Origin of the sequence: Nannocystis bainbridge (genome assembly GCF_028368995.1) — a bacterium.
Taxonomy (GTDB): domain Bacteria; phylum Myxococcota_A; class Polyangia; order Nannocystales; family Nannocystaceae; genus Nannocystis; species Nannocystis bainbridge.
The window spans coordinates 2,371,049-2,396,730 of sequence record NZ_JAQNDL010000001.1 but is presented as its reverse complement, the minus strand read 5'-3'; the positions used below and the strand labels follow the sequence as shown (position 1 = coordinate 2,396,730).

Below are 25,682 nucleotides of genomic sequence, written 5' to 3'. Positions count from 1 at the left end.
AGTTCGGCCCGCGCCGCGCGCGAGGCCGACGAACTCGGCCACGGGCCGCCCGCTACAGGGGCCGCCACGTGGCCGAGCCCGCTTTCGGCCCCGGCGGGCGCTGCCCGCACCTGTGGTAACATGAAGGTGTCGCAGCAGGTTGTCGGCGCATGACCCTGGTTCAACTCCGCACCGCGCGGCCGCCGTCCGGGGTGGTCGGAGAGCCCTCCCTGCCGGGGACTCTGGTCGACCCGCAGGCGCGGCGGATCCGCTACTTGCGCGTCTCGCTGACCGACCGCTGCAACTACCGCTGCACCTACTGCATGCCCGAGGAGGGCATCGACCGGCTCGCGCGCGCCGACCTGCTCACGCTCGAGGAGGTCGCCACGATCGTCCAGGTGTTCGCGGGCCTCGGCGTCGAGCGCGTGCGCCTCACCGGCGGTGAGCCGATGGTGCGCCGCGGCCTGGTCGAGCTGGTCGAGGCGCTGGCGGCGATCCCGATCGATGTCGCCCTGACCACCAACGGCGCCCGGCTCGCCGAGCTGGCCGGGCCGCTGCGTCGCGCCGGCCTGCGCGGCCTCACCGTCAGCCTCGACAGCCTCGACCCCGCGCGCTTCGCCGCGATCACCCGCCGGGGCGTGCTGTCGGAGGTGCTGGCCGGCCTCGACGCTGCCGGCGACGTCGGCTTCGAGAACATCAAGATCAACACCGTGGCGATCCGCGGCTTCAACGACGGCGAGCTCGGCGAGCTCGCGCTGTGGGCGTGGCAGCGCGGCCACGTGCCGCGCTTCATCGAGGTCATGCCGATGTCTGCCGGCCGCCTCTATGTCCCGGGTGAGCTGATGCCGGCTGCGGAGATCCGCGAACGCATCGCCGACGCGGCCGCTGCGCCGCTCGTGAGCGACAGCGGCGAGGGCGTGCGCGGCCTCGGCCCTGCGACGTACTGGCGCGTCGCCTCCGGCCCTCACGCAGGCCGCCGCGTCGGCGTCATCGCCCCCATGACCGAGAACTTCTGCGCCTCTTGCAATCGGCTGCGGCTGTCTGCCGCAGGATCGCTGCATAATTGTCTCGCCCGCGACGACGCCGGCGATCTACGCTCGGTCCTGCGATCCGCCGGCCCGGTCGCCCTCGCGGCGCGCGTACGCGCGGTCCTCGGGTTCAAGCAGGCGGGTCACACTTTCGCCCTGGATGGCCACGGAGGCCCGGACAAGGCGATGATCAGCATCGGAGGCTAATCCATCATGGCGCTGCCCGTCTCGTCCAAGGTCTTCATCGGTCTCTTCGTCGGCGGCGCGGTGTTCTACCTCGTCAGCACCAGCAGTGGCGAGGGCGTGCTCGACTACATCTTCGTCGACAAGGTCGTCGACAACCCGGCCATGTACAGCGGCCGCATGATCAAGGTCCACGGCACCGTGGTGCCCGGCACCGTCAAGCAGAAGAAGGGCGAGGCCGGCGACTACACCTTCGACATCGAGCGCGAGGGTCGGCGCATGCCCGTGCACTTCACCAGCATGGTGCCCGACACCTTCGCCGAGGGCGGCGAGGTCATCCTCACCGGCGAGCTGCAGGGCGGCCGCTTCGAGTCGGAGGAGATGGCCGCCAAGTGCCCCTCGAAGTACGAGGAGCGGCCCTCCGCCGATCCCAGCAAGAACGGTCGCTGACCTGTCCCAAGGAAGCTCTCATGTCCATCGCTACCCTCGGTACAGCCTCGATCCTCCTGCTTTTCGTGCTCAGCCTGGCCAGCACCGGCTTCTCCGCCCTCGGCGCCGCGCGTCGGTCCGAGCGGCTGATCGAGGCCGGCCTGCAGGGCGTGTACGCCAGCTTCGCCCTGGCGGCGTTCGCCTCGTCGCTCATCATCTACGGGTTCATCGCCGGCGACTACTCGATCCAGTACGTGCAGAAGACCAGCGACGCCGCGATGCCGCTGTTCTACAAGATCACGTCGTTCTGGGGCGGGCTCGACGGCAGCATGCTGTTCTGGGTCCTGCTGCACACCCTGTTCGCCTCGCTGGCGCTGCACGCCAACCGCAACCGCCACCGCGAGCTGATCCCGCACGCCGCGGCTGTCCTTTCGGTCATCACCGCGTTCTTCGCCGGGCTGCTGCTGTTCATCAAGGACCCGTTCGGCGTCTACATGCTGGACATCCCGACCCAGGGCAAGGGCCTGAACCCGCTGCTGCAGAACCTTTACATGATCGTGCACCCGCCGAGCCTGTACCTCGGCTACGTCTCGCTGGCGGTGCCGTACGCGTTCGGCATGGCGGCGCTGATCACCGGCCAGGTCGACGCCGCGTGGCAGCGCAGCGTCCGCCGCTGGACCCTGTTCTCGTGGATGTTCCTGACCTTCGGCCTCATCCTCGGCGGCCTGTGGGCCTACGAGGAGCTGGGGTGGGGCGGTTACTGGGCCTGGGACCCGGTCGAGAACGCGGGCCTGCTGCCGTGGTTCACCGTCACCGCGTTCCTGCACTCGATCATGATCCAGGAGCGCCGCGGCATGATGAAGGTGTGGAACGTGTCGCTGGTGGTCGTCAGCTTCCTGCTGACGATCGTCGGCACGTTCATGACCCGCAGCGGCGTGGTCCAGAGCGTGCACGCCTTCGGCGCCGACCCGGTGCTGGCGTGGACCTTCGGCGCCTTCATGCTGGTGATCGTGCTGTTCAGCTTCGGCCTGGTGATCTGGCGCCTGCCGCTGCTGCGCTCGCGCGGCGAGCTCGAGAGCGTGCTGTCGCGCGAGTTCGCGTTCCTGGTCAACAACTGGCTGTTCCTGGTCGCCGCGCTGTTCGTGCTCGGCGCGACCATGTGGCCGACCTTCACCGAGTGGCGGATGGTCCTCGCCGAGCGCTACCCCGACCTGCTCGCCTGGCAGGACCCGGGCGAGCGCGTCACCATCGGCGCCCCGTTCTTCAACCGCTACATGCGCCCGCTCGGCCTGGCGCTGCTGCTGCTGACCGGCGTCGGTCCGCTGCTGGCGTGGCGCAAGACCTCGCAGGTCAACCTCATCAAGCAGTTCATGGGCCCGCTGATCGCCGGCGTGGTCACGGTGATCGCCCTGTTGGCGATCGGCCTCGGCTCGCCGTGGGGCCTGGCCTGCTTCGGCCTGTGCGCCTTCACCTTCTGGACCATCGTCCAGGAGTTCTACCGCGGCGTGGCCCTGCGCCGGCGCCAGCGCCCGCAGAGCCTCCTCGACGCGATGATCGGCCTGGTCCTGCGCGCGCGCCGGCGCTACGGCGGCTACATCGTCCACCTCGGCATCGTGCTGATGTTCTTCGGCTGGGCCGGCAACGCCTACAAGATCGAGCGCAAGACCACGCTGCGCCCCGGCGACACCACCGAGCTCGGTGAGTACGTGATCCGCCACGACGGCCTGCGCGCGACCGAGGACTGGCAGAAAGAGATGATCACGGCCCACATCGCCGTGCTCAAGGGCGGCGACCACAAGACCACCCTGCTGCCGGCCCGCTGGTGGTACTTCCAGCTGCCCGAGCAGCCGACCACCGAGGTCTCGCGCTACATGACCTTCGGCGAGGACGTGTACGTCTCGATCCAGGAGGTCGACATGACCACCGGCTGGACGCAGATGAGCCTCTACATCAACCCGCTCGTCAACTGGATCTGGTTCGGCTTCGCCGTCATGCTCGCGGGTTCGCTGATCTGCGTCGGCACGCGCAAGAGCGACGGGCCGGGAGAGGACGCCTGAGCGTGACCGAAGCGCCGCAGAGCAAGGAAGCTCGCGCCGCGGCTGCGCCGAAGCCCCCGCGCACCGCCCTGTGGACCGCCGGCCTCGCGCTCCTCGCGTTCGCGCTGGTGCTGTTCGCCGCCCGCGCCGCCGGCCCGCTCGAGGAGGCGACGATCGCCCTCGCGGTCGCCGGCGCCATGCTGGTCTACGCGCTCGGCCGCATGTTCGCGATGGTGCGCGCGCTGGCCCGGCCCGACTCGCTGGCCCAGGTCGGCCGCGGCGTCGGCCACTTCAGCCAGTCGGAGCTGCGCGAGGAGAAGCGCCGGCTGCTGCGCGCGATCAAGGAGCTCGAGTTCGACCACGGCATGGGCAAGCTGTCGACCGCCGACTTCGAGGCGGTGATCGGCACCTACCGCGTGCGCGCGATCGAGGTCATGCGCGCCCTCGACGGCGGCGGCGACCTCCACCCCGAGCTGCAGAAGGTCCTGTCCGAGCTCGACCGCCAGGCCAGCCCGGAGGCCGCGACGACGGCGACCCCGACCCGCGCGCCGGTCGAGGACGCCACGCCGCCGCCGCTGCAGTCATCGGCGCCGGTGCGCAACATGACCGAGATCTCGGCGCCGGACCTCGACCGCACCTCGCGGATCTGCGCCAACTGCGTCGGCAACAACGACAACGACGCCAAGTTCTGCAAGCACTGCGGCGTCTCGCTCGCGCGCAGCAGCAAGGTGAGCGTCGGCGAGAAGCGCGGCAACTCGGCGAGCTCGGGGGAGATCGGCCCATGACTGCGTCACGCCGGCCGCTGCGCGCGGCTGCCCTTTCGTTCATGTTCGTTGGGACATGTCTTACGGGACATGCTTCGGCCCAGCCGGCCGGCGGGCCGCCGATCGACCCGCGGGCGATGTCCGGCATCCCGCGCGCCGACCCGCAGACCGAGCCGGGCACGATCACCGTGCGCGCGCTGCTCGGCTCGTTCAGCCAGCCCGCGGTGGGCGTCACCGTCGAGCTCGAGCTGAAGTCGCAGGACGGCAGCAAGACCGAGACGCGGACCGTCGTGGCCGGCCAGGACGGCCGCGCCAACTTCACCGATCTCTCCGCGTTCCACGGCGGCACCGCGGTCGCCCGCGCCGACCTCGACGGCGAGCGCCAGGCCTCGCAGCCGATCGCCGTGTCGCCGGCCCAGGGCTTCCGCGTGCTCCTGGTCAAAGGGGCAGGTTCGTCCGGCGCCGCCGCCGGCCCCGCGACCGACCCGGGCTCGGGCCCCGCCGCGCCGCCGCCGAGCCAGGCCGACGTGCCGCTGCCGGGCGTCGCGTTCGACAACCCGGGCACGCCGAAGGGCACGCTGCTGGTCGGCACCCTCGACCTGCGCGGCGGCACCCCGGTCGTGGGCGTCAAGGTTCGACTCCTGCTGACCGGGCCCGACGGCAAGACCGAGACCCGCGAGGCCGTCAGCGACGCCCGCGGCACCTCGCGCTTCCCCGAGCTCGACGCCCTCGCGGCCGACGTCTCGCTGGTGGCCGAGGCCGACCTGCCGACCGGCACCGAGCGCAGCCAGCCGTTCTCGCTGACCGGCAAGGACGTCGGCATGGCCCTGGTGCTGGCGGTCCTGCGCCCGCAGGCCCCGCAGAAGCGGCAGATGATGGGCCCGCGCGCGGTGCCGACGATCTTGCCCGGCAGCGTGCGCGTCACCGTCGTGGGCCCCGACGATCGGCCGATCAACGGCATCCCGGTGGCGATCGTCAAGCAGGACACGACCGGCTTCAGCAAGCGCTTCGAGGACGCCACCGGCGAGGACGGCGTCGCCCGCATCGGCGACATCCCGCTCACCGGCGAGGGCCTGTTCCACGTCGAGGCCTCGTACGCCGGGGCCCCGTGGAAGTCGGCCTTCTTCACCCTCGACGAGCGCATGGGCGTCGCCGTCGAGATGCGCGTCTTCCCGGTCACCACCGACCTGACGCGCGTGCGCTCGGCGGTGCAGTTCGGCGTCGAGTCGATGGAGAACGACCTCGCGCGGGTCGACCACCTGCTGCAGGTGTTCGTCGACGGCGAGTCCGCCTACTGGCCCGGCAAGCCCTACAAGCTCAACGGCGCCGAAGGGGCCACCGGCCTGGTCGTGCGCGACCGCGCCGACCAGGTGCTCGACCACGACGCGGACGCGCCGTTCACCACCATCAGCGGGCCGCTGCCGCCGGGCGAGCTGATCGACCTCTCGACCGCCTACCTGCTCGAGCACGATGGCACCGCCGAGATCCGCTGGAGCGCCCCGTTCCCGATCGTCGACGGCCGCACCGTCGTGGTCGACGGCCTCAAGCTCACCAAGGGCGCCAAGAAGGGCCCGGTGCGGCCGCCGCACGAGAACGGTGAGAGCCGCGTCGACCTCGACGTCTACGAGATCGGCGCCATGCCGCAGGGCCAGGCCTACGACCTCGTGATCGACGGCCTCGTCACGCGCCCGCGCACCTACAAGTGGCTCGGCCTCGGCTTCGGTCTGTTCGTCGCGTTCGCCTGCGGCCTCGCGTTCGCTCTGCGCCCGCGCGCCTCCTTGCGCGAGCGGCTACTGAAGCGCAAGGCGGCCCTGATGCGCAAGCTCGAGGCCGCCAGCCCCGGCGAGCGCGAGCCGATCGTCGCCGCCCTCGACCAGGTCTACTGCCAGCTCGACGCCCTCGACTCGCGGCCGCGCCACGCCGACCCGGGCGCCGCGTGGCAGGACAAGGCATGAGCGGCCCCCGCGAGCCGATCACCCCGATCGTCCTGAGATCGATCTCCCAGCGGTTCGGCCGCAAGGTCGTCCTGCGCAGCGTCGACCTCGAGCTGCGCCCTCGCACCATCACCGGCCTCGTCGGCGCCAACGGGGCCGGCAAGACCACGCTGTTCTTGATCCTCGCCGGCCTCCTGCAGCCCGACGGCGGTGAGCGGCAATTCGGCGGGCGCGTGGTCGGCGACATCGACCTCGAGCTGCGCGCCCGCCTGGCCTACGTCGCCCACGCGCCGCAGCTTTATCCCGGCCTCGGCGCGCGCGCCAACCTCGAGCTGTTCGCCGAATTGCGGCACGCGGCCGGCCTGTCCTCGCGGCCAGCCGACGCCGTCCTCCGCGACCTGGGGCTGCCGGCCGACGCCCTCGATCGCCCGGTCTCGACCTTCTCGCGCGGCATGGCCCAGCGGGTCGCGCTGGCCCGGGCCGTCGCCGGTGATCCGGAGCTGCTGCTGCTCGACGAGCCGTTCACGGCGCTCGACGCCCGCGGGCGCTCGCAATTGGCGGGGGCGCTGCTGGCCGAGCGCGACCGCGGAACGGCGATCCTGCTCAGCTCCCACGACCAGGGCACGCTGCTGCGCGTGTGCGATCGCCTGGTGCTGCTCGAGGCCGGGGTGATCGTCCGCGAGGTCGAGCGCGGCGGCGACGACCCGGCCGCCTTCGCCGCCCGCGCGAGTGAGGTCCTCGCCGCCGTCGGCCCCGACGATCACGCCGCCGCGTGAGCCGCGGCGGCTGGCCGCAGGCTTCGCATCGGCCGGTTCCGCCGCGCGCCGACCCTGTGCTACACCTGGCGCCGGTGCGTCTGCTCCGCCAGAGCCTGCTCCTCCTCCGCAGCGAGCTGCGGCAAGAGCTGCGCGACCTCGAGCTGGTCCTGACCTCGACCTTCTTCACCCTGGTCGTGCTCGGCATGTTCTACCTGTCGTTCGCGGCGCTCGAGAAGAAGCACACCTTGCCCGCGGTTCCGGGCCTGCTGTGGCTCACGGTCGCGTTCGTCGGCACCATCACCTTGACCCGCGCCTTTGATCGCGAGCGCGAGGCCGACACCCTGCGGGCGCTGCTGGCCGCGCCGGTCGAGCGCCTGGCGATCTACGTCGCCAAGGCCGGCTCGACCCTGCTGGTGCTGCTGGTCTGCTGCGCCCTGCTGGTGCCCGGGCTGGCCTCGATGTTCCCCGCGGGACAGGTCTTTTGGGACATGCCCCTCGAGACAGTCGCGCTCGTGGTCCTCGGCTGCCTCGGCTACGTCGCCATCGGCACCCTGTTCGCCGCCGGGCTGGCCGGCGGCGGCGGCAAGAACATGCTGCTCGCGGTGATCCTCTACCCGGTCACCACCCCGGTGTTGATGTTCGCGCTGGTGACCACCCGCGCGCTGCTCGACAAGAATCCCAACCTCCCGAGCTACCTCGGCCAGATGGCCGCGCTCGACGTCATCTTGCTCGGCCTCGGCGCGCTGCTGTTCGAGCCGGTGCTCGTGGGGGCCGCGCCGGCCCGCACGGCCCAGGCCGCGCGGCAGCACGCGCGCCAAAGCCTGCGCGCCGCCGGCCGAGAGGAGCCCCGATGAAGCGAAAGTCCGAGCTCGTGGTCCCCTTGCTGTTCCTCGCCGCCGCGCCGCTGGTGGTCTACAGCGTGCAGCGGGTGTTCCTGCAGACGCCCAACGAGCGGACCATGGGCACCGCCTTCAAGATCTTCTTCTTCCACGTGCCGATGGGCTGGCTGTGCATGCTCATGGCCGTCATCTCGGGCGTGGCCGCGGGCGTGCAGCTGCGTCGGCGCTCGCGCACGGCCGGCGCGGTCGCCCTCGCGGCCGCGGAGATCGGGTTCCTTGGCGGCCTCGGCGTCCTGCTGACCGGCCCGATCTGGGGTCACGCCACCTGGGGCACCCCGTGGACCGGCGACGCCCGCCAGGTCACCACCGCGCTGCTCTGGCTGGTGATCGCCGCCTACTTGCTGCTGCGTCACTTCGGCCAGCACGCGTCGGAGCGGCTGGCCGCGGCGCTGGCGATCTTCGGCGCCGTCAACGTCCCGCTCATCTACTACGCGGTCAAGCTGTGGAAGACCACGCACCCGACCACCGGCGTGGTCGCCAAGCTGCCGCCGGAGATGTGGGCCACCTTCTGGCCCGGCCTGTCCGCGCTGCTGCTGGTCAGCTTCGGCCTGTTCGCCATCCGCGCCCGTCAGCTCGTCCTCGTCGGCGAGCTCGACGAGGCCTACGTCCGCCTGGAGGACTCTCGCGCATGACACCGATCGCTCTGCCCGTCCTGATCACCGGCCTCGCCTTCGAAGCTGCGCCCGCGCCGGCCGATAACGGTGACTACGAGCCCGCCGTCGGCACCAGCCGCGAGGAGAAGGAGATCCTCGCCAGCCTCGAGGACAAGGCCGCGGCCAAGACCGCCAGCGACTACCAGCACATCGTCTGGGCCTACGGCATCCTGTGGGCGCTGTTCGCCGCCTACGGCCTGTTCTTGTGGCGCCGCTCGGCGCGGCTGCGCGCCGACGTCGACGCCCTGCGACGCGAGCTGGATCGACCGGCGGCCCGCGGAGGACCGGGCGCGTGACGCTCGGGCACTTCCTGTACATCCCGGGCGTGTTCTTGCTGGGGATCTTGATCGGCTACATCCTCGGCGGTCGAGCGGTCGCCAGCAGCGCCGCCGACCGCGAGCTCGTGGCCCGACGCGCGGCTGCCCGAAGGGCCAGGTCGGAGCCGACTCACGAGCCGCAGCACGGTCCTGACGCCCGCCCGTGACGCGGGCGTGGGCCGGCTCGGATGCTGGCGCTGGTCCGGCGGCCATGGTATGCGGGGTCGCCGTGTTCGACCCGACGTACACCGACGAGCAGAACGCCCTCATTCAGACCGCGCGCAAATTCACGCGCGAATCGATCATCCCGGTCGCGCACGATTACGACGAGGCCGAGAAGTTCCCCGTCGACGTGTTCAAGGCCGCGTTCGACCTCGGCCTGATGAACATCGAGATCCCCGAGGCCTACGGCGGCCTCGGCTACCACACCCTCGACGGCTGCATCGTCTCCGAGGAGCTCGCCTACGGCTGCGCCGCGATCGCCACCAGCGTGATGTGCAACCACCTCGGCGCGCTGCCGCTGCTGGTCGCCGGCACCGAGGAGCAGAAGCAGAAGCACCTGCGCCGGCTGACCGAGGAGTTCATCTTCATCAGCTACGCCTGCAGCGAGCCCGAGGCCGGCTCCGACGTCGCCGCGATGAAGACCCGCCTCGTGCGCGACGGCAACGGCTGGCGCCTCAGCGGGCAGAAGCGGTGGATCACCAACGCCGGCCACGCCAGCATCTTCACCGGCTTCGCCACCCTCGACCCGGCGCTCGGCCACCGCGGCATCACGGCCTTCGTCGTCGACAACGACCGGCCCGGCATCAGCATCGGCAAGAAAGAGAAGAAGCTCGGCCAGCGCGCCTCCGAGACCTGCGACGTCATCTTCGAAGACGTCCCGCTGACCGACGCCGACATCCTCGGCGAGCCCGGCAAGGGCTTCTACGTCGCCATGGAAGTGTTCGATCGCTCGCGGCCGATGATCGGCTCGCAGTGCGCCGGCATGATCCGCCGCTGCCTCGACGAGTCGGCCCGCTACGCCAAGGAGCGCAAGACCTTCGGCAAGCCGATCTCCGAGCACCAGGCGATCCAGTTCATGATCGCCGAGATGGCGATGGCCTACGAGACCACTCGCCTCCTCTACAACAAGGCGGCGTGGGAGGTCGACAAGGGCATCCGTCGCACCAACACCAGCGCGATCGCCAAGTGCATCGGGGCCGACAACGTCGTGAAGTGCGCCTCGGACGCCGTGCAGGTGTTCGGCGGCTACGGCTACACCCGCGAGTACCCGGTCGAGAAGATCTACCGCGACGCCAAGCTCATGCAGATCTACGAGGGCACCTCGCAGGTCCAGCGCATGGTGATCGCCAAGAACATCCTCGCTCGAGGCTAGCGTGACCGGGTCGCGAGGCGAGGCCGAAGCGACCGTGGCCGATCTACCGATCGGCGTGTTCGACTCCGGCGTCGGTGGACTCACGGTGCTGCGGTCGCTGCGGGCCGCGTTACCAGACGAGCGATTCATCTATCTCGGCGACACGGCCCGGCTGCCGTACGGGACCAAGAGCGGCGAGACCGTCACGCGCTACGCCGAGCAGGCCGCGCGGGTCCTGGTCGGCCGCGGGATCAAGCTGCTGGTCGTCGCCTGCAACACCGCTTCTTCGGTCGCGCTCGGCCACCTCGCGGCGGTGTTCGCCCCGTTGCCGGTGATCGGCGTCATCGAGCCGGGGGCCGCGGCCGCCTGCGCGGCCTCGGTCAGCGGGCAGATCGGCGTCATCGCCACCGAGGGCACCGTCCGCGGCGGCGCCTACGAGCGGGCCATCCGGGCCGCGCGTCCGGCCGCCGAGGTCGAGTCGATCGCGTGCCAGCTGTTCGTCGCGCTCGCCGAGGAAGGTTGGGTCAGCGGGCCTGTCGCCGAGGCGGTCGCGCAGCGCTACCTCGCCGGCGTGGTCGGCGAGCGACCGGCGCTCGACTGCCTCGTCCTCGGCTGCACCCACTTCCCGGTCCTGCGCCAGGCGATCGCCACCGCCGTCGGCCCGCGCGTAAGGTTGGTCGATTCGGCCGAGACGACCGCCGAGGTCGTGGTGGACTGCCTCCTGCGATCGGACCTGCGCGCCGGCCCCCGGACCCGCGGGCAGGGCGGGGCAGGGCAGGCGGGCGTCCGCTTCCTCGCTACGGATGCTCCGGCCCGGTTCGCGCGGGTCGGTGCGGTGTTCCTCGGCGAGGCGATCGCGCCCGAGGACGTCGAGCTCGTGGACCTCTGACGGACCTCGCGTGGTCGGGCCGCGCTACGCCTTCGCGTACGCCCGCGGTTTTCGCGGCAGCGGGGGGGAAGTCTGATCGCCGTCCGGCCCCGGGGGGGCGGGACTCAAGGCAAGATTCCCGTATTCAGTGTTGCTTTCGTTGTGATATACCCCCCGCTGGTATCCAAGCCGATGCCCGAGGCGCTCGCCGTGACCGCAAGGAGCACCCTCCTGTGAAGACAAGCCGCTCTCTGCTCAAGTACTCGTTGTCCTTGCCGCTGGTCGTCATTCCGCCAGCGGTCGCGGCGATGGCCCCTAACCTCGCGCTGGCTGCCTCCGACGTCACGATCAGCGGCGTCGTCACTGACCAAAACTCCGGTCAGAAGATCTCGGGCGCCCTCGTCATCATTCAGTGTACGTGCCTCCAGGGCGCGCGCGAGGTGATGACCAACGCGGACGGCCTCTACACCTTCCGCAACTTGCCGCAGGGCAAGTACACGGTGCAGGTGCTGTATCAGGACGCCAACGTCAACAAGACGATGGACGTCCTGCCCGGCGCCAAGATGCGCGCCAACTTCCAGATCGATCCGAAGCTCAAGTTCCGCGTCGACATCGAGGTTCAGACCAAGACGCGCAACGACGCCGCCCAGGTCACCAAGGTGAAGATGGAGCAGGCGCGCAACATCCCGGTCGGCGGGGCGAGCCGCGACTTCACGGCCGTGGTCGACATGTCGCCGACCGCCAGCCGCGACGCCGCCGGCATCCGCCTCGGCGGCACGACGGGCGCCGAGAGCAAGTACGTCGTCGACGGCCAGAACGCCACCAGCCCGGCGTTCGGCACCGTCGGCGCGACGATCGTCCAGGAGTTCATCGACGAGGTCGAGATCGTCGAGGGCGTGTACGACGCCGAGAGCGGCGGCGCCTCTGGCGGCCTCGTCAAGGCGCGCCGCATCGGCGGCAGCAACAAGATTCGCGGTCAGGTGCTGTTCCGCATGACCCCGCGCATCGCCCTGCCGCGCTTCATCAGCGCGACGGACGAGTCGCTGCGCGTGGCCGAGATCAACAACTACGAGGGCCAGGGCGTCGTCACCCTGTCCGGTCCGATCATCAAGGACAAGTTGTTCTTCGCCGTCGGCGTCGCGCCGGGCGGCACCAACAACTCCCTGATCCAGTCGTTCTACAAGCGCCGCGACAAGGACCGCTCGGGCGGCTACGAGGAGTGTGCCTACGAGAACGGCACCAACGACTGCGCGGCCAACGGCAACTACATCGACTCGGTCAAGTTCGCCGAGCAGCGGTTCAAGACCGGCCGCTTCAACATGGGGTGGACGGTCGCGATCGACTGGCAGATCAACCCCAAGCACCGCCTGCGCCTGTCGGGCGGCGGCGGCCCGGGCACCCAGCGGCGCAGCTATCGCCAGCCCCCGGGCTCCGAGCCCAACTCGTTCGGCACCAACCCGAACGCGACCATCGGCGGCGCCTCGCGCGTCGGCTCGGGCGTCGTCAACAACAGCTTCGGCAGCGACCTCGGCAACCAGACCCAGGTCGGCCTCGACTACGAGGGCCGCGTCGCCAACGACAAGATCGAGATCGACGCCGGCGTCTACTACTCGCGCTTCTCGCAGAAGCAGGCGTGGAAGCTCGACAACGAGATCCAGCGGAACACCCCGCTGACGCAGGAGACCGACAGTCAGGGTCGCAACCTCTACGACCTGCTCGACCGCGATGGCGCCGTGCGCCTGGTCCAGGGCGTCGACGAGGCGTGTAACAACGCCAACCTGCCGGGTCTCACCTGTCCGACGCGCGTGTGGCTGTCGGGCGGTATCGGCACCTACTCGCAGTCGGTGTCCGACCGCGTCGGCGGCCAGGTCGCCCTTACCCACTTCCTCAGCGGCAAGCGGGCCGGCGCGCACCAGCTCAAGTACGGCACCGAGATCGACAGCGTGCGCCTCAAGCAGGGCACCGCCTACTCGGGCCAGAACGACTCGGACTTCTACCAGAACTGTCCGGCTGGCACGGTCGGCGGCGGCGAGTACTGCTACGACCCGTCGACCAACAACTACATGATCGGCAACGAGGTTAGCCCGAACCGGGTTAACAACAACCGCCTCGTCATCGTCGACGCCGACAACCCCGACAACCGCCGCACTCTCGGCTTCGGCCGCGTCCGCTATGAGCAAGAGGACCTGCGCGCGATCGCCAGCCCGATCGGCGCCGGCGTCCGCGTCTCGGCCTACAACTCGACGCTGACCACCCAGAACTACGCGCTGTTCGTCCAGGACAAGTGGTCCATCATGTCGAACCTGTACCTCAACGCCGGCGTGCGTTGGGAGATGCAGGACATGAAGGACGTGTTCGGCAAGCGCAACATCTTCATCAACGACAACGTCGCCCCGCGCGTCAGCCTCGTCTACGACTGGACGGACGAGGGCAAGAGCCGCCTGTACGCCTCGTACGGCTGGTTCTACCAGCAGCTGCCGGTCGTGTTGAACAACCGCGCCTTCGGCGGCCTCGTCAACGTCAACCGCAGCTACCGCGCGTCCGACTGCTCCACCCCGGTGCTCATCGGCGGCGAGTCGCGCGAGCGGTCGATCAACGGCGCCCCGACCGAGTGGTGCACCGACTTCAACCAGTCGACCACCGGCCTCACCGCGGGCTCCGTCGTGCCGAAGCTGCGCGGCATGTACACGCAGAAGTTCGTCGTCGGCTACGAGCAGGAGGTCATCGAAGACCTGCTCGTCGGCGTCAAGTGGCAGCACGAGAGCCTCGGCCGCGCGGTCGAGGACGTGTCGACCAACGGCGGCCTCAACTTCATCATCGCCAACCCCGGCGAGTCGGTGTCGGCCTCCGACATCCAGCGCCAGCAGGACGCCTGTACCAAGCTGCAGGATCAGTTCGACCAGGCCGCTGACGACGACCCGCAGCGCGACGTGCTCGCCCGCGAGCTCAACCGCTGCACCTTCCTCGCCGACGCGTACACGAAGGTCGGGACGCTCTTCAACAAGCCGGTCCGCAACTACGACGCGTGGGTGTTCAACATCACCAAGCGCTTCGCCAAGAACTGGACCATCCAGGCCAGCTACATCTACAGCCGCCTGATCGGTAACTACGACGGCTTCGTCAACCGCAACACCGGCGCCATCGACCTCGGCACCACGACGACCTACGACATCCCCGAGCTGGTCCGTAACAGCTACGGCCCGCTGTGGGACAACCGGCCGCACCAGGTCAAGTTCGACGGCTACTACTCGTTCGACCTCAAGAAGGCCGGCCGCCTGACCCTCGGCCTCAACTTCCGCTACCAGTCGGGCACGCCGATCAGCGTGTTCGCCGACAACAACCGCTACAGCGGCCAGTTCCTGGTCTACGCCATCCCGCGCGGCGCCGGCGGCCGGCTCGAGCCCAACTACTTCGCCAACGTGGGCATCAGCTACGCCTACCCGCTGCCCGGCGAGGTCGAGCTCGAGGTCTCTGCGCGCCTCGTCAACATCACCAACAACAAGGCCGTCCTCCGCGTCGACGAGACCTACTCGTACTCGCAGGGCCGCGCCATCGCCGGCGGCGACCTCGACGACCTCAAGCACGCCAAGGTCCAGAGCCCGAACGCCCCGACCAGCTTCTTCCAGCGCGGCGTGCTCCCGCCCCAGGGCAACTTCCTGGTCCAGACCGTGTTCCAGCAGCCGATCGGCGCTCAGTTCGAGCTCCGCCTCCGCTTCTAGTCCCGGACTTTGAGACCCGGACCTCCGCTGCGAGGTTTCAGCTCGGCCCGCCTGTCCACGACAGGCGGGTCGAACCGCTTTCGGGCGATCGTTCACCGCGCGTCGCGTGACGATCCGCGGGGTCGATCGTCCGGAGCCGCGCGTTCAGGCTGCACGCGGCGCGCGAGCGCTGCGATCGAAGCCTGAACGGCTCGCCACGGAGCGGCCCACTCGCGCGCCTGGCCTCGCATCAGCGAACGCGGGCTTGGCGGCCGCGCCGCCGGCTATGCGATGATGGCGGGCATCATGCGTCGTGGGCTCCTCTGTCTTCCTGTCCTCGCCACCCTGGCCTGCGGCGACCTCGTGGGCGACACCGAGGCGACCAGCGCCGGCACCTCCGACGCCACCACGAGCACGAGCACCGCGGCGACGGGCGCGCCGACCACCACGCCGACCACGCAGGCGACCGACGACGGCACCGCGAGCGAGGGCGAGACGACGACCACGAGCGGCCCACCGACCACCTCGGAGCCACAGACCGGCACCACAGGCGAGCCTCCCAAGGTCGACATGGGCAGCAGCGGCGGCGAGTTCCTGCGCTGCCACGACGCCCCGCCCGACGGCGCCACCCTCGCGCCCGATATCGCCGCGTACGGCGGCACCTGTCCCGCGCTCGAGGTCGGCTACATGGAGGGCCAGGCGTACAACGTCCTGCCGCAGCAGCTCGGCGGAGGCACCGTCGAGCGTCAGTTCCTCGTCATCGCCCCCGAGGACGCGGCGCCCGACGAGCGCCTGCCGGTGATCTTCCTGTGGCACTGGCTCGGCGGCGACGCCCAGGACTTCTACGACCGCGGCGACGTGCAGAACGCGGTCAATGAGAAGCGCTTCATCGCCGTCATCCCCGAGGCGCGCGAGGGCCTGCTCTTCAAGTGGCCGTTCACCGTCATCGACAGCGACGCCGACCTCCAGGCCGAGTTCCAGTTCTTCGACGACATGCTGTCGTGCGTGGCCGAGCAGTTCAGCGTCAACCAGGACTGCGTCGCCTCGACCGGCGTCAGCGCCGGCGCCCTGTTCACCAGCCAGCTCGCCGGCGGCCGCGGCGACGTCCTTTCGTCGTTCATGTCCCTGTCCGGAGGGACAGGCGGCGGCACCATCAAGCCGTGGACGGCCCCCGCCCGCAAGATGCCGGCGATGGTGCTGTGGGGCGGCCCCGACGATTTCTGCATCGTCATCGACTTCGAGCAGACCTCGAAGGACCTCGAGCAGAACCTCGAGGCCGGCGGTCACTTCGTGCTCGAGTGCATCCACAACTGCAACCACTCGACGCCGCCGTTCCCGGTCCAGCCGGGCGAGACCGCGTTCGCCCCGCTGTGGGACTTCTTCCTCGACCACCCGTACTGGCTCGCGCCCGGCGAGTCGCCCTACCAGGAGTTTGGGGTCCCCGCCGGCATGCCCGACTGGTGCGCGATCGGGGTCGGCAACGCGGTCGCGCCGGTCGAGCCGTGCGACAAGAACGAGTGCTAGCGGCGCCCCTGGCCGGGCCTGGAGCCCGGACGCACGAAGGGCCCGGCGCGGCGCGTCGGGCCCTCGCTGCGCCGCCGTGGCGCGCGCGGCTCACAGCCCGCTGACGTTCAGGCCGCCCGCCTTCACCTTCGATTTCGTCTTCATGGGACCCTCCTTTCGCGTCGACGATAGCCGGCCGCCCCGCGAGGCACCACGCGCCGGGTCGCGCACGGAGGCAGCCGCTCGGGTTGCGCGGGAGCGCGGGGCTGCGGCATCCTGACCGCGATGCTCGATACGCGCCGCTTCGGGGCCCTCCTCGCGCTGTTCTGCGCCTGCAACGATCCCGCGGCGACCACCGCGAGTTCGACCGACGACGGCAGCACCACCGCGACCAGCACGGGCGCGGGCACGAGCACGTCGACTGCCACCACCGCGCCGACCACCACCGGTGAGCCGGACAGCAGCACCAGCAGCGGCGATCCTGGCTTCGACCCGCCCGTGCCCGTGTGCGGCAACGGCTACCTCGAGGCCAGCGAAGAGTGCGACGACGGCAACACTGACGATGGTGACGGCTGCGACAGCGCTTGCAGGATCCCCTGCGGGCGCGCCGGCGAGGTCGTCGCCCTCGCGCCCTCGGCCGAGTCCGAGCTGTGGGTGGTCGCGGTCGCGCCGGCCCCTGACGGCAGCTTCGTGGCGATCGCTCGCCAGCGGGAGATCACCAGCGACGAGGAGGGCATGCAGACGATCGGCCTCGCGCGCACCCGGGTGCTCCGCTACGGGCCAGACGCTCAGCTCGCGTGGGACGTGCTGCTCGCCCCAGCCGACGTCCGGCTCACGCCGGTCGACGGGGTGGTCGACGCCGACGGTCACGTCTACGTCGCCGCCACGGTCGCTGGCGCCGACGAGGACGACATCCGCGCCATCAAGCTCGATGGCGCCGACGGCCACGTGCTCTGGACCATGGACAAGGACGGCGCCGAGCCGATGAGCGACGACAGCGCCAGCGGCATCGCGCTGGCGCCTGACGGCGACGTGGTGATCGCCGGCGAGGTCACCGACGGGCCCGGCGGCGCTGACGTGTGGGTCGGCAAGCTGGCCGCGGGCGACGGCGCCGAGGTGTGGTCGACCGTGTGGAGCGGCGCGGGCAACGGCATGTTCTCCAACGACGACGCCGGGCGGATAGCCGTCGCGGGCGACGGCTCGATCTACGTCGGCGCCCGCGAGTACGTCGACTACAACATCGGCGAGGCGGTGCTGCTCAAGTTCGCGGCCGACGGCGGGCCGGCCGAGTGGGTGTTCTCGCCGCTGGCCGACGGCAGCGTGCACAACCACGGTCCTGGCTGGGTCGCGGTCGACGGCGCCGGCGACGTGCTCTACACCGCCGTGCGCCTGCAGGGCGCGGTGTCCAACTTTTGGGTCTACAAGCTCGGCCCCGACAACGAGCTGCTGTGGGAGCGCTCGCGGGCCGACTACGAGACTGACGGCGACCAGTGGCAGCTCGACGGCGCCGGCTTCACGCCCGACGGCGAGGCGGTGCTGGCCGGCAGCATGCGCGTCAAGGACAAGGTCGCCCAGCTCGAGTGGCGCGAGGCATGGATCGCCCGCCTCGGCGGCGACGCCGAGGTCCGCTGTCAGGTCCGCCACCGCGCCCCCAGCCCCGACCTGCTGCCGCCCGACGTGGTCACCTACGACACGGCCGTCGGCGCCGACGGGACCGCCTACGTCGGCGGCGTGCTGGTGGTCGCCGGCGAGCAGCAGAGCTGGGTCGGCCTGTTCCGGCCGTAGCGGGCATGTCCCCCGGGGCATGTCGCCCGGGACATGCCCGCGAGAGCATGTCCTTGCGAACATGCCCTGAAAGCCATGTCCGAAGAGACAGCGGCGGCTACTCGCAGCGCGGGGCGAAGAAGCTGCCCTCGAGGTCGATGTCGTCGTCGGCGTAGAGCGGCGAGTCGACGTGGCACAGGCGACCGGTGACGCCGGTCTCGTCGACCGCCAGGATCTCGAGCGTGGCGTGGAAGGTCTCCCAGCGGGTCTCGCACGCGCCGTCGACCGGCTCGGCGTCGACCTCGATGGCCTGGCCGACGATCGCGGGGCCGCTGAGGTGATAGACGCCCGGGGACTGGAGCTCGGGCGGGATCGAGAAGGCGAGGTCCCAGTTGCCGCAGGGCGGGTGCTCGAACGGCTCGCCGCACACGTAGGGCTCGCTGGAGAGGTGCACCGTCAGCGAATCGGCCGGCGGACCCTCCCAGCAGCCGGTGCCGGTGTTGCCTTCGCACGGCACCGGGAAGGTTGGCACCACGAGGAAGGCGATCGCCGCGGCGTCGATCGGCGTCGCCTCGCCCGCGCACGGGGTCGGCTCGGTCTCCGGCTCGATCTCCGGATCGGTCGTCGCGTCCGAGCCGGACGTCGTCGTCGTGCCGGTCGGCGTCGTCTCGCCGTCGCCGTCGCGTGGCCGCGCTCGCCGAGCCGCGCTCAGTGCAGACGCACGACCTGGCTGGCGCCGACCGCCGCGCGCAGCTTGCCGCCTGTCCTGAAGGACAGGCCGCTCAAAGTCCCCGCCGGCAGGGCCGCGACCACCAGCGTCGCCTCGCTGTCGGGGATCTCCAGCGCCGCCGCCGGCTCGCGCGCCGTCTCGCCGTCGACCGCGAACTCGACGAAGGTGTCCTCGGCCCGCCCGCGCAGCGGCACGGTCCCCGTGGTCGTGTACCAGCGGGACTTGCCGTCCTTCATCAGCGTGCCGACCACGATCGGCTGCGCCGACGGATCGATCGGAGCGCCGCCCGCGTCCCACGAGGTCAGCTCGCGAATATTATTAAAAGTCTTCTCCCACCCGAAGTCCGACACCCACGATTGCGAGCAGTAGCTCATGTAATCGCGGAAGCTCGTCGGCGAGCGCATGCCGGTGTCGTGGATCCCATAGCCCCAGCGACCGATGCGTCCGTTGGGGTAGGGGTAGTCGAGGTCGACCCCGGCTTCGCCGCCGCTGCAGCGGATGTGATAGAGGCCCTGCGTGTGGCCGACCTCGTGCACGAACGTGTCGCGCGCGCCGGCCCCTGACGATTGATAGCGACCGACCGCCAATCGCTGATACGCATAGCCGGGCGTCGCCTGGTCGGGGATGCCCGCCGCCTGGCCCAGCAGCCCCGGCGGGTAGCCGTCGCAGCTCTCGATCAGGCCGTAGTAATAGACGTTGTCGGCCGGCGCGTCGGCGGCTCGCAGCTCGCTCAGCTTGCTCAGGATCGGCACGAACCCGTTGGGCTCGGCGCCGATCGTCGCCGTGTACTCCCACGGCTCGTGCACCGTCAGCACCGCGCGCTGGATCGGGTTGTGCTGCTCGAGCCACACCCGCATCGCCTCGAGGTCCGCGTCGGTGATCGTCGGCGTGCACGTCATGCCGTCGATGACGTGCTTCAGCGGCACCAGCTCGACCTTGATCTCCATCGCCGCGTCCTCGATCTGCAGCGTCCCGCGGCCGGCCAGCGGCAGGATCGGCGGCGGGTCGCTGACCTCGCCGGTGGCCAGCGACGGATCGGGCTCGAGCGCCTCGATGCGGTACTGCAGGCCCGGCCCGACCAACGCCGCCGGCAGCTCCCACGAGAAGGTCGTGAACAGGTCGCCGTCGTTGCTCGGCCCGCTCACCATCACCTTGAAGTCGTCGACGCGGGTCTCGCCGTCGGGGGTCCAGAGGGTCAGGCGGCCGACGATCTCGCGCGGCGCGAAGCCGGCGTGCAGCAGCCAGTCGGCGCGCATCACCGCCTTGCGCCCGGCCAGCAGCCGCGCTCCGAGCTCGCTGCTCGGCACCTCGACGCCGTCGCGCACCAGCTCGACCTGCACGCCCTGGTTGAGGGTCGCGCGGGTCAGGCGGATCCCCCGGGCGGGGGCGAGCGCGGGCTCCTCGTCGCCGGTCGTCGACGAGCCGGTCGAGGTCGTCGGCGCGGCCTCGGTGTCCGTCGTGGTCGAGCTTGAGGGGTCGCCGCTGGTGCCGGTCGACGAGGGCAGGGACTCGGTGCCGCTGGCCGGGTCGTCGGCGCACCCGGGCAGCAGGACGAGCGCCACGATGGACGCGAGGCGGAGGCGCGACATCGCCTGCGACTGTATCAGGCCGGGGCGGCGGCGAGTACCGTCCGGGACCACGAAGAGGACCGCGGGGCGGCCGGGCCGGCGGTCACGCGCGGGTGGGCGGCCCCGCGCCTCGGGCCGGCGCGTGATCCCGGACGGCGCTCGCACCTGCTTGCAGGTGCAAGCCGGTCGGGGCTATAGCGGGAGTGCCGTGAAGTTGATCCGACGCGTCTCCCTCGGCCTGCGCGAAGGCTCCTCCGACAAGGTCTACATCGTCGACCTGTGCGAGGTGAGCAAGGGCAAGTTCGTCGTCAACTTCCAGTTCGGCCGCCGCGGCGCGCCGCTGAAGGACGGCACCAAGACCGAAGCCCCCGTCGCCGAGGCCACCGCGCGCTCGGTGTTCGCCAAGCTCGTCGACGAGAAGCAGCGCAAGGGCTACACCGAGTCGAACGAGGCGGCGGCGGTCGGGCGCACGCTGGGCGGCGCGCCGAGCGAGACGGCCGCGGCGGCACCTGGCCGAAAGGCCAGCCCCGCCTACACCACCCCGGCCGAGGCGATCCTCGCCCGTTTGCAGGGCGGCGGCGGGCGCAAGCCGTGGAAGCCGGCGCGGGTGGTCTGGCGGGCCGGCGAGTACCGCCTGCGCGAGGCCGTGCCGCACCTCATCCGCCTGATCGGCTCCGGCGATCAAATGCTCGACTACTGCATCGCCTGGGCTCTGGCCCGCTGCGGCGGCGCCGACACCTTCACCGCGCTCGCGCGGGCCCGCAACGAACCTGGCCTGCAGCCCAGCAGCCTCGACGAGGCGCTGAAGCTGTTCATCCCGCGGGCGAGCAAGAGCGACATGGTGATGCGCATGCAGCTCGAGATGCTGCGCGGCTGGAGCGACGAGCTGCGCGAGGCCGTGGCCGCGCGGGCGCGCGCCGCTCTGCCGCCCGCGCTGCGCGAGTTCGCCGGCAGGGGCGATCCGGAGGCGTTCACCGCCGTGCTGCTGGCCGCCCTGGCCGCCGGCGACAGCGCCGCGCTCGAGGACATCTATCGCATCGACGACGACACCGTGCGCCCGGGCCTGCTCGCCGGCCTGCGCACGATCCCCCTGCAGGTCGGCAACTTCCGTCACGTCCGCCACCTGCTCAAGATGGCCGAGGTCCGCGGCGACGCCGAGGTGTTCGGCCTCATCGCCTATCGCATCGAAAAGACCCCGGCGGCCTTCGGTGCGCGCCGCACCATCTTCCTCGGCGGCGGCCGCTGGACCGACGTCAGCAAGGAGCTGAAGCGGCCCGACTCGCGCCTGGCCTACTCGAGCAAGACCCGCGACTACCTGCGCCGCCGGGCCTTCCGCTCGCTGCGGCGCCTGGCCGAGGCCGGCGACGCGATGGGCTACGTCAAGCTGGCGGTCGGCGTGCTGCTGCCGTTTTCCGACGCCGACGGCCAGGAGGTCAAGACGGCCACGCGCTACAGCTACAGCACGCGCAAGAACAAGGTCACCCGCTGGGACCGGTTCGCCGCCTACCACGCCTTCAACGCCATCCTCTACGGCGGCAACAGCCCGCGCTACGAGCCGCGGGTGCGCGGCGCCACCTGGCGCTGCCGCGCCAACTACAAGCCCGGCGACCCGGCCCCCGCCAGCCGCGAGGAGGCGTTCCCGAAGGTCTGGGACCAGGTCCCGTTCGGCCTCATGCACCTCCTGTCCGAAAGCACATGTACTTTGGTACATGAATTTGCGGTCAGGGCGATCCGCGACAACAAGGACTTCCTGACCCAGCTCGACGTCGACGGCATCGTCATGCTGCTCGAGCGGCCGTTCGAGGTCACCGCGCAGCTCGGCTTCGAGCTGGCCCGGGCCCGCTACGACGCCGACAACCCCGACCTCGCGCTCGTCGCCGCGGTGGCGAGCTGCGCCGTCCCGGCCGCGCGCAAGCTGGCCCACGGGTGGATCGACGCCGACCGGGCCCGCTTCGCCGGGGCCCACGACCTGGTGCTCGCGCTGCTGTTCTCGGCCCACGCCGACACCCGCGCCTACGCCCGCGTGCTGCTGCAGGGCGTGCCGCTGGCGGCCGCGGCCGCGTCGACGCTGATCGCCCGGGCCGTGGCCGGCGTGCTGGCGCTACCGGCCACGCCGGACGCCGACGCGATCGCGGCCGACGTGGGCGAGACGCTGATGCGGGCGTTCGCCCGGCCGCTGCGCGGCGTCGGCCTCAACGTCGTCGTCGACCTGGTCGCCCACCCGCTCGAGGGGGCGCAGCTGCTGGCGGCCAACATCCTGCTCAACCACGACACGCGCCCCGAGGACCTGCCCGAGCAGCTCATCGCCGCGCTCGCGGTCGAGAGCAAGCACGCCGCGGTGCGCAGCCTCGGCATCAGATTGTTCGGCGAGCTGCCCGACAGCGTGCTCGTCGACCGCGGTGGGCTGATGCTGGCCTTCCTGACCTCGGCCCACGTCGACCAGCGCGACGCGATCCGCCCGGTGGTCCAGCGCCTGGCCGCCCGCGACCCGCGGTTCGCCGCCGCGATCGTGGCCCCGCTGATCGGCACGCTGTTGGTCAAGGAGACCCACGAGGGCGTGCACAGCTTCGTCTTGCGCCTGCTCAAGAGCGACCTCGAGCAGGGCCTCGGTTCCGTCGACAAGGAGCTCGTCATGCGCCTCCTGCGGGCCAAGGCCTCCGCGGCGCAGGAGCTCGGCGGGATCTTGCTGGCGCGCAACGTCGACCCCGACAGCCTCGACGTCGCCGAGGTCGCGCGCCTGGCCAGCCACGAGATCCTCTCGGTGCGCCAGGCGGCGTGGAGCTTCTTCGACCGCAACGTCGCGCGGATCGGGCGCGAGCTGCCGCACGCGATCCGGATCCTCGACGCCAAGTGGGACGACTCGCGCGCGTTCGCCTTCGAGTTCTTCCGCGAGCGCCTGCAGCCGGCCGACTTCCCGCCCGACGTGCTGGTGGCGATCGCCGACTCGGTGCGCGCCGACGTGCAGGCGTTCGGGCGCGAGATGATCACCCGCTGCTTCCGCGAGGAGCACGGCCTCGACTACCTGCGCCGCCTCAGCGAGCACCCGTCGGCCGACGTGCAGCTGTTCGCCACCAACTACCTCGAGCAATACGCGGCCGGCTCGATCGAGCGCCTGCGCGAGCTCGAGCCGTACTTCCTCGGCGTGCTGTCGCGGGTCAACCGCGGCCGGATCGCCAAGGCGCGGGTGTTCCGGTTCCTGACGGCCGAGGCGGAGAAGAGCCCCGAGGCCGCGCAATTGGTCGCCGCGCTGATGACCCGCCAGAGCTTGACGATGGCGATCGGCGACCGGGCGGCCAGCGTGATCGCCATGGTCGGGGTCCGCCAGCGCTTCGGCGACGTGCCGTTGCCGATCGAGATCCGTCAGCCGCCGGTGCGGACGAAGGGACAGGTGCAGCGTGGAGTTTGAGTACCGCTATCACGGCAGCACCGCCGTCGACTCGTCGGCGCGGGCGACCAGCATGTCGTTCTCGCCGGACACCCGGCGCGAGCCGACCTACTTCGTCGGCGAGCTCGGCAAGTGCCTCGAGTTCCGCGAGGCGATCTCGGCGCTGCACGACGTCGTCGTGTCCGACCTGCGCTTCAAGCCCAAGGACCGGACCGAATACAAGGAGTGGCTGGCCAAGCAGGAGCAGGTCAATTGGCAGCAGGTCGCGCTGCAGCGCTCGCGCAACGCCGCCGACCTCAAGCGCATGCAGGACGAGCTCTCGGCCCTGCAGCGCACCAGCAGCGCGCGCATGCAGGGCTACTACAACGCCAAGCGGCGCTACTTCGATTACCTGTACCAGAAGGACCGCGACGCCTGGTTCGTGCTCGACCCGGTGATCACCGTCCACCCGGACGAGGTCTTCTTCGAGTGCTTCTCGCAGGACGAGTCGACCTACGGCCGGCTCGGCGCCCGCTACGAGGTGTTCAACAAGGTCCAGGAGTTCGCCTGCGGGACCACCAACATCGACTATTCGGCGGCCCTCTACGACGAGTTCCAGAAGATCCGCCGCTACAAGCAGACGATGTTCACGGTCGACCCTTCGGGCTTCGGGGTCCAGACCACCGCCGAGGACGAGTTCAAGGAGCTGAAGATCGACCTGCCCGACTCGTGGGTGCGCGGGTTCCTGCAGGTCAGCTCGGCGATGACGCTGCCGACGATCTCGTTCGACCTCCACCCGATGGACGTGCACAACCTGTGCTTCATCCTCCGCCGTCACAAGGAGAAGGTCGGCCCGCGCAGCCTGCGGTACATCCTCAAGCCCGGTCAGCCGGTCAAGGTCGTGTTCGAGCCGTGGAACCGCGAGGTCGTGTTCCCGCGCTCGATCTTCCGCGGCGACAAGGAGCACGAGGTCCGCGTGTGGGGCCGCCGGCGGATCCTCATCCTCGAGCGCCTCATCCAGCTGGCCAAGAAGTTCACCGTCCACCTGCTCGGCACCGGCCTGCCGTCGTTCTACATCGCCGACCTCGGCGACATGAACTTCACCCTCGGCCTGTCCGGCTGGACCGCCAACGACTGGTCGACCGCCGGCAACTTCGACCTCATGGCCCCGCGCGCCACCGTCGACGAGTTCACCAAGCGGCGCGTGTTCGACGGCCTCAAGAAGCACTGGTTCCACCGCCCCGAGGCGCTCGCGCGCGAGCTCGACCTCGACACCTCGGCGGTCTACGGGGCCCTGGCCGCGTACACCCAGGCGGGCCGGGCGATGTACGACCTCGACAAGCAGGTCTATCGCGTCCGCGAGCTCAGCCGCGACCCGCTGCCGATGGACAAGCTGCGGTTCGCCAACGACCGCGAGGCCGCGGCGCAGACGCTGGTCCAGCAGAACATGGCGACCGTGCGGCAGGCGTTGCCCTCGGGCGAGGGCGGGCTGGTGCTGCGCGGACGCGTCCGCGACGGCTCACACAACTACGAGCCCGAGCTCGCGCTCGACCGCGACGAGCGGCTCGCTTCCGCGTCGTGCACGTGCAACTTCTACACGCAAAATAAACTGTACAAGGGGCCGTGTGAGCATATACTGGCCCTGCGGATCCAGCACCGCCGAGCGCAGGGCCAGCTGGCCTGACCTGTCCTCCGGACCAGCTCGAATCCCTGTCGCTCCCCTCATTCCCACGAGGCGCATCACCACCCAGTTTCGTCATGACAACGGCGAAGGCCGAGCCTAGCAACCCGGGCGGTGGATCGCCGTCCTTGCGAAATGCTCGTTCACGCTTCACTGGCCCGCTCTTGACTGT

The 25,682-nt window shown here is 70.6% G+C and carries 19 protein-coding genes; 17 read left to right on the top strand and 2 right to left on the bottom strand.

What is annotated here, in order from left to right:
* Window positions 1-149 precede the first annotated feature (149 nt).
* The 15 genes from moaA (at window position 150) to POL25_RS09300 (ending at window position 18,188) form a co-directional block, all read left to right on the top strand.
* Window positions 150-1,214, top strand: coding sequence for a GTP 3',8-cyclase MoaA (gene moaA, locus POL25_RS09370; RefSeq protein WP_272085587.1), 1,065 nt, complete (start codon window positions 150-152; stop codon window positions 1,212-1,214).
* Window positions 1,215-1,220: 6 nt separating this feature from the next.
* A complete protein-coding gene (locus POL25_RS09365; RefSeq protein ID WP_272085586.1) occupies window positions 1,221-1,640 on the top strand; it encodes a cytochrome c maturation protein CcmE domain-containing protein in 420 nt (139 codons plus the stop codon).
* Window positions 1,641-1,660: 20 nt separating this feature from the next.
* Window positions 1,661-3,676, top strand: coding sequence for a heme lyase CcmF/NrfE family subunit (locus POL25_RS09360; protein WP_272085585.1), 2,016 nt, complete (start codon window positions 1,661-1,663; stop codon window positions 3,674-3,676).
* Between the two features lie 2 nt (window positions 3,677-3,678).
* Window positions 3,679-4,440: a zinc ribbon domain-containing protein gene (locus POL25_RS09355; RefSeq protein WP_272085584.1), complete on the top strand. Its 762-nt coding sequence runs from the start codon at window positions 3,679-3,681 to the stop codon at window positions 4,438-4,440.
* A complete protein-coding gene (locus POL25_RS09350; protein WP_272085583.1) occupies window positions 4,437-6,374 on the top strand; it encodes a hypothetical protein in 1,938 nt (645 codons plus the stop codon). The genes POL25_RS09355 and POL25_RS09350 overlap by 4 nt, the downstream gene beginning before the upstream one ends.
* Window positions 6,371-7,129: an ABC transporter ATP-binding protein gene (locus POL25_RS09345; RefSeq protein ID WP_272085582.1), complete on the top strand. Its 759-nt coding sequence runs from the start codon at window positions 6,371-6,373 to the stop codon at window positions 7,127-7,129. Before POL25_RS09350 ends, POL25_RS09345 begins: the two co-directional genes overlap by 4 nt.
* Before the next feature lie 74 nt (window positions 7,130-7,203).
* Window positions 7,204-7,965 (top strand): heme exporter protein CcmB, encoded by a 762-nt coding sequence (locus POL25_RS09340; RefSeq protein ID WP_272085581.1) that lies wholly within the window; start codon window positions 7,204-7,206, stop codon window positions 7,963-7,965.
* Window positions 7,962-8,642: a cytochrome c biogenesis protein CcsA gene (gene ccsA / locus POL25_RS09335; protein WP_272085580.1), complete on the top strand. Its 681-nt coding sequence runs from the start codon at window positions 7,962-7,964 to the stop codon at window positions 8,640-8,642. Before POL25_RS09340 ends, ccsA begins: the two co-directional genes overlap by 4 nt.
* A complete protein-coding gene (locus POL25_RS09330) occupies window positions 8,639-8,959 on the top strand; it encodes a hypothetical protein (RefSeq protein WP_272085579.1) in 321 nt (106 codons plus the stop codon). The genes ccsA and POL25_RS09330 overlap by 4 nt, the downstream gene beginning before the upstream one ends.
* Window positions 8,956-9,147, top strand: coding sequence for a hypothetical protein (locus POL25_RS09325; protein WP_272085578.1), 192 nt, complete (start codon window positions 8,956-8,958; stop codon window positions 9,145-9,147). The genes POL25_RS09330 and POL25_RS09325 overlap by 4 nt, the downstream gene beginning before the upstream one ends.
* A gap of 62 nt (window positions 9,148-9,209) precedes the next feature.
* A complete protein-coding gene (locus POL25_RS09320) occupies window positions 9,210-10,355 on the top strand; it encodes an acyl-CoA dehydrogenase family protein (RefSeq protein ID WP_272085577.1) in 1,146 nt (381 codons plus the stop codon).
* Window position 10,356: 1 nt separating this feature from the next.
* Entirely contained in the window at window positions 10,357-11,223 is an 867-nt protein-coding gene (gene murI, locus POL25_RS09315; RefSeq protein WP_272085576.1) for a glutamate racemase, read from the top strand.
* Window positions 11,224-11,435: 212 nt separating this feature from the next.
* Window positions 11,436-14,921 carry a TonB-dependent receptor gene (locus POL25_RS09310; protein ID WP_272085575.1) on the top strand — a complete coding sequence of 1,162 codons (3,486 nt, stop codon included), beginning with the start codon at window positions 11,436-11,438 and terminating at the stop codon, window positions 14,919-14,921.
* 285 nt (window positions 14,922-15,206) lie between these two features.
* Window positions 15,207-16,424: an alpha/beta hydrolase family protein gene (locus tag POL25_RS09305; protein ID WP_272085574.1), complete on the top strand. Its 1,218-nt coding sequence runs from the start codon at window positions 15,207-15,209 to the stop codon at window positions 16,422-16,424.
* 264 nt (window positions 16,425-16,688) lie between these two features.
* Complete coding sequence (locus POL25_RS09300) at window positions 16,689-18,188, top strand: DUF4215 domain-containing protein (protein WP_272085573.1); 1,500 nt, start codon at window positions 16,689-16,691, stop codon at window positions 18,186-18,188.
* Between the two features lie 97 nt (window positions 18,189-18,285).
* Here the strand turns inward: POL25_RS09300 and POL25_RS09295 are convergent, their stop codons facing one another.
* Both POL25_RS09295 and POL25_RS09290 read right to left on the bottom strand, forming a co-directional pair.
* Window positions 18,286-18,699 (bottom strand): hypothetical protein, encoded by a 414-nt coding sequence (locus tag POL25_RS09295; RefSeq protein ID WP_272085572.1) that lies wholly within the window; start codon window positions 18,697-18,699, stop codon window positions 18,286-18,288.
* Between the two features lie 176 nt (window positions 18,700-18,875).
* Entirely contained in the window at window positions 18,876-20,486 is a 1,611-nt protein-coding gene (locus POL25_RS09290; RefSeq protein WP_272085571.1) for a hypothetical protein, read from the bottom strand.
* A 187-nt stretch (window positions 20,487-20,673) separates the two neighbouring features.
* Here POL25_RS09290 and POL25_RS09285 point away from each other — a divergent pair, with 187 nt between their 5' ends.
* Window positions 20,674-23,871, top strand: a complete 3,198-nt coding sequence (locus POL25_RS09285) for a hypothetical protein (protein WP_272085570.1) — start codon at window positions 20,674-20,676, stop codon at window positions 23,869-23,871.
* Complete coding sequence (locus tag POL25_RS44185; protein ID WP_272085569.1) at window positions 23,861-25,513, top strand: SWIM zinc finger family protein; 1,653 nt, start codon at window positions 23,861-23,863, stop codon at window positions 25,511-25,513. Before POL25_RS09285 ends, POL25_RS44185 begins: the two co-directional genes overlap by 11 nt.
* Window positions 25,514-25,682: the final 169 nt, after the last annotated feature.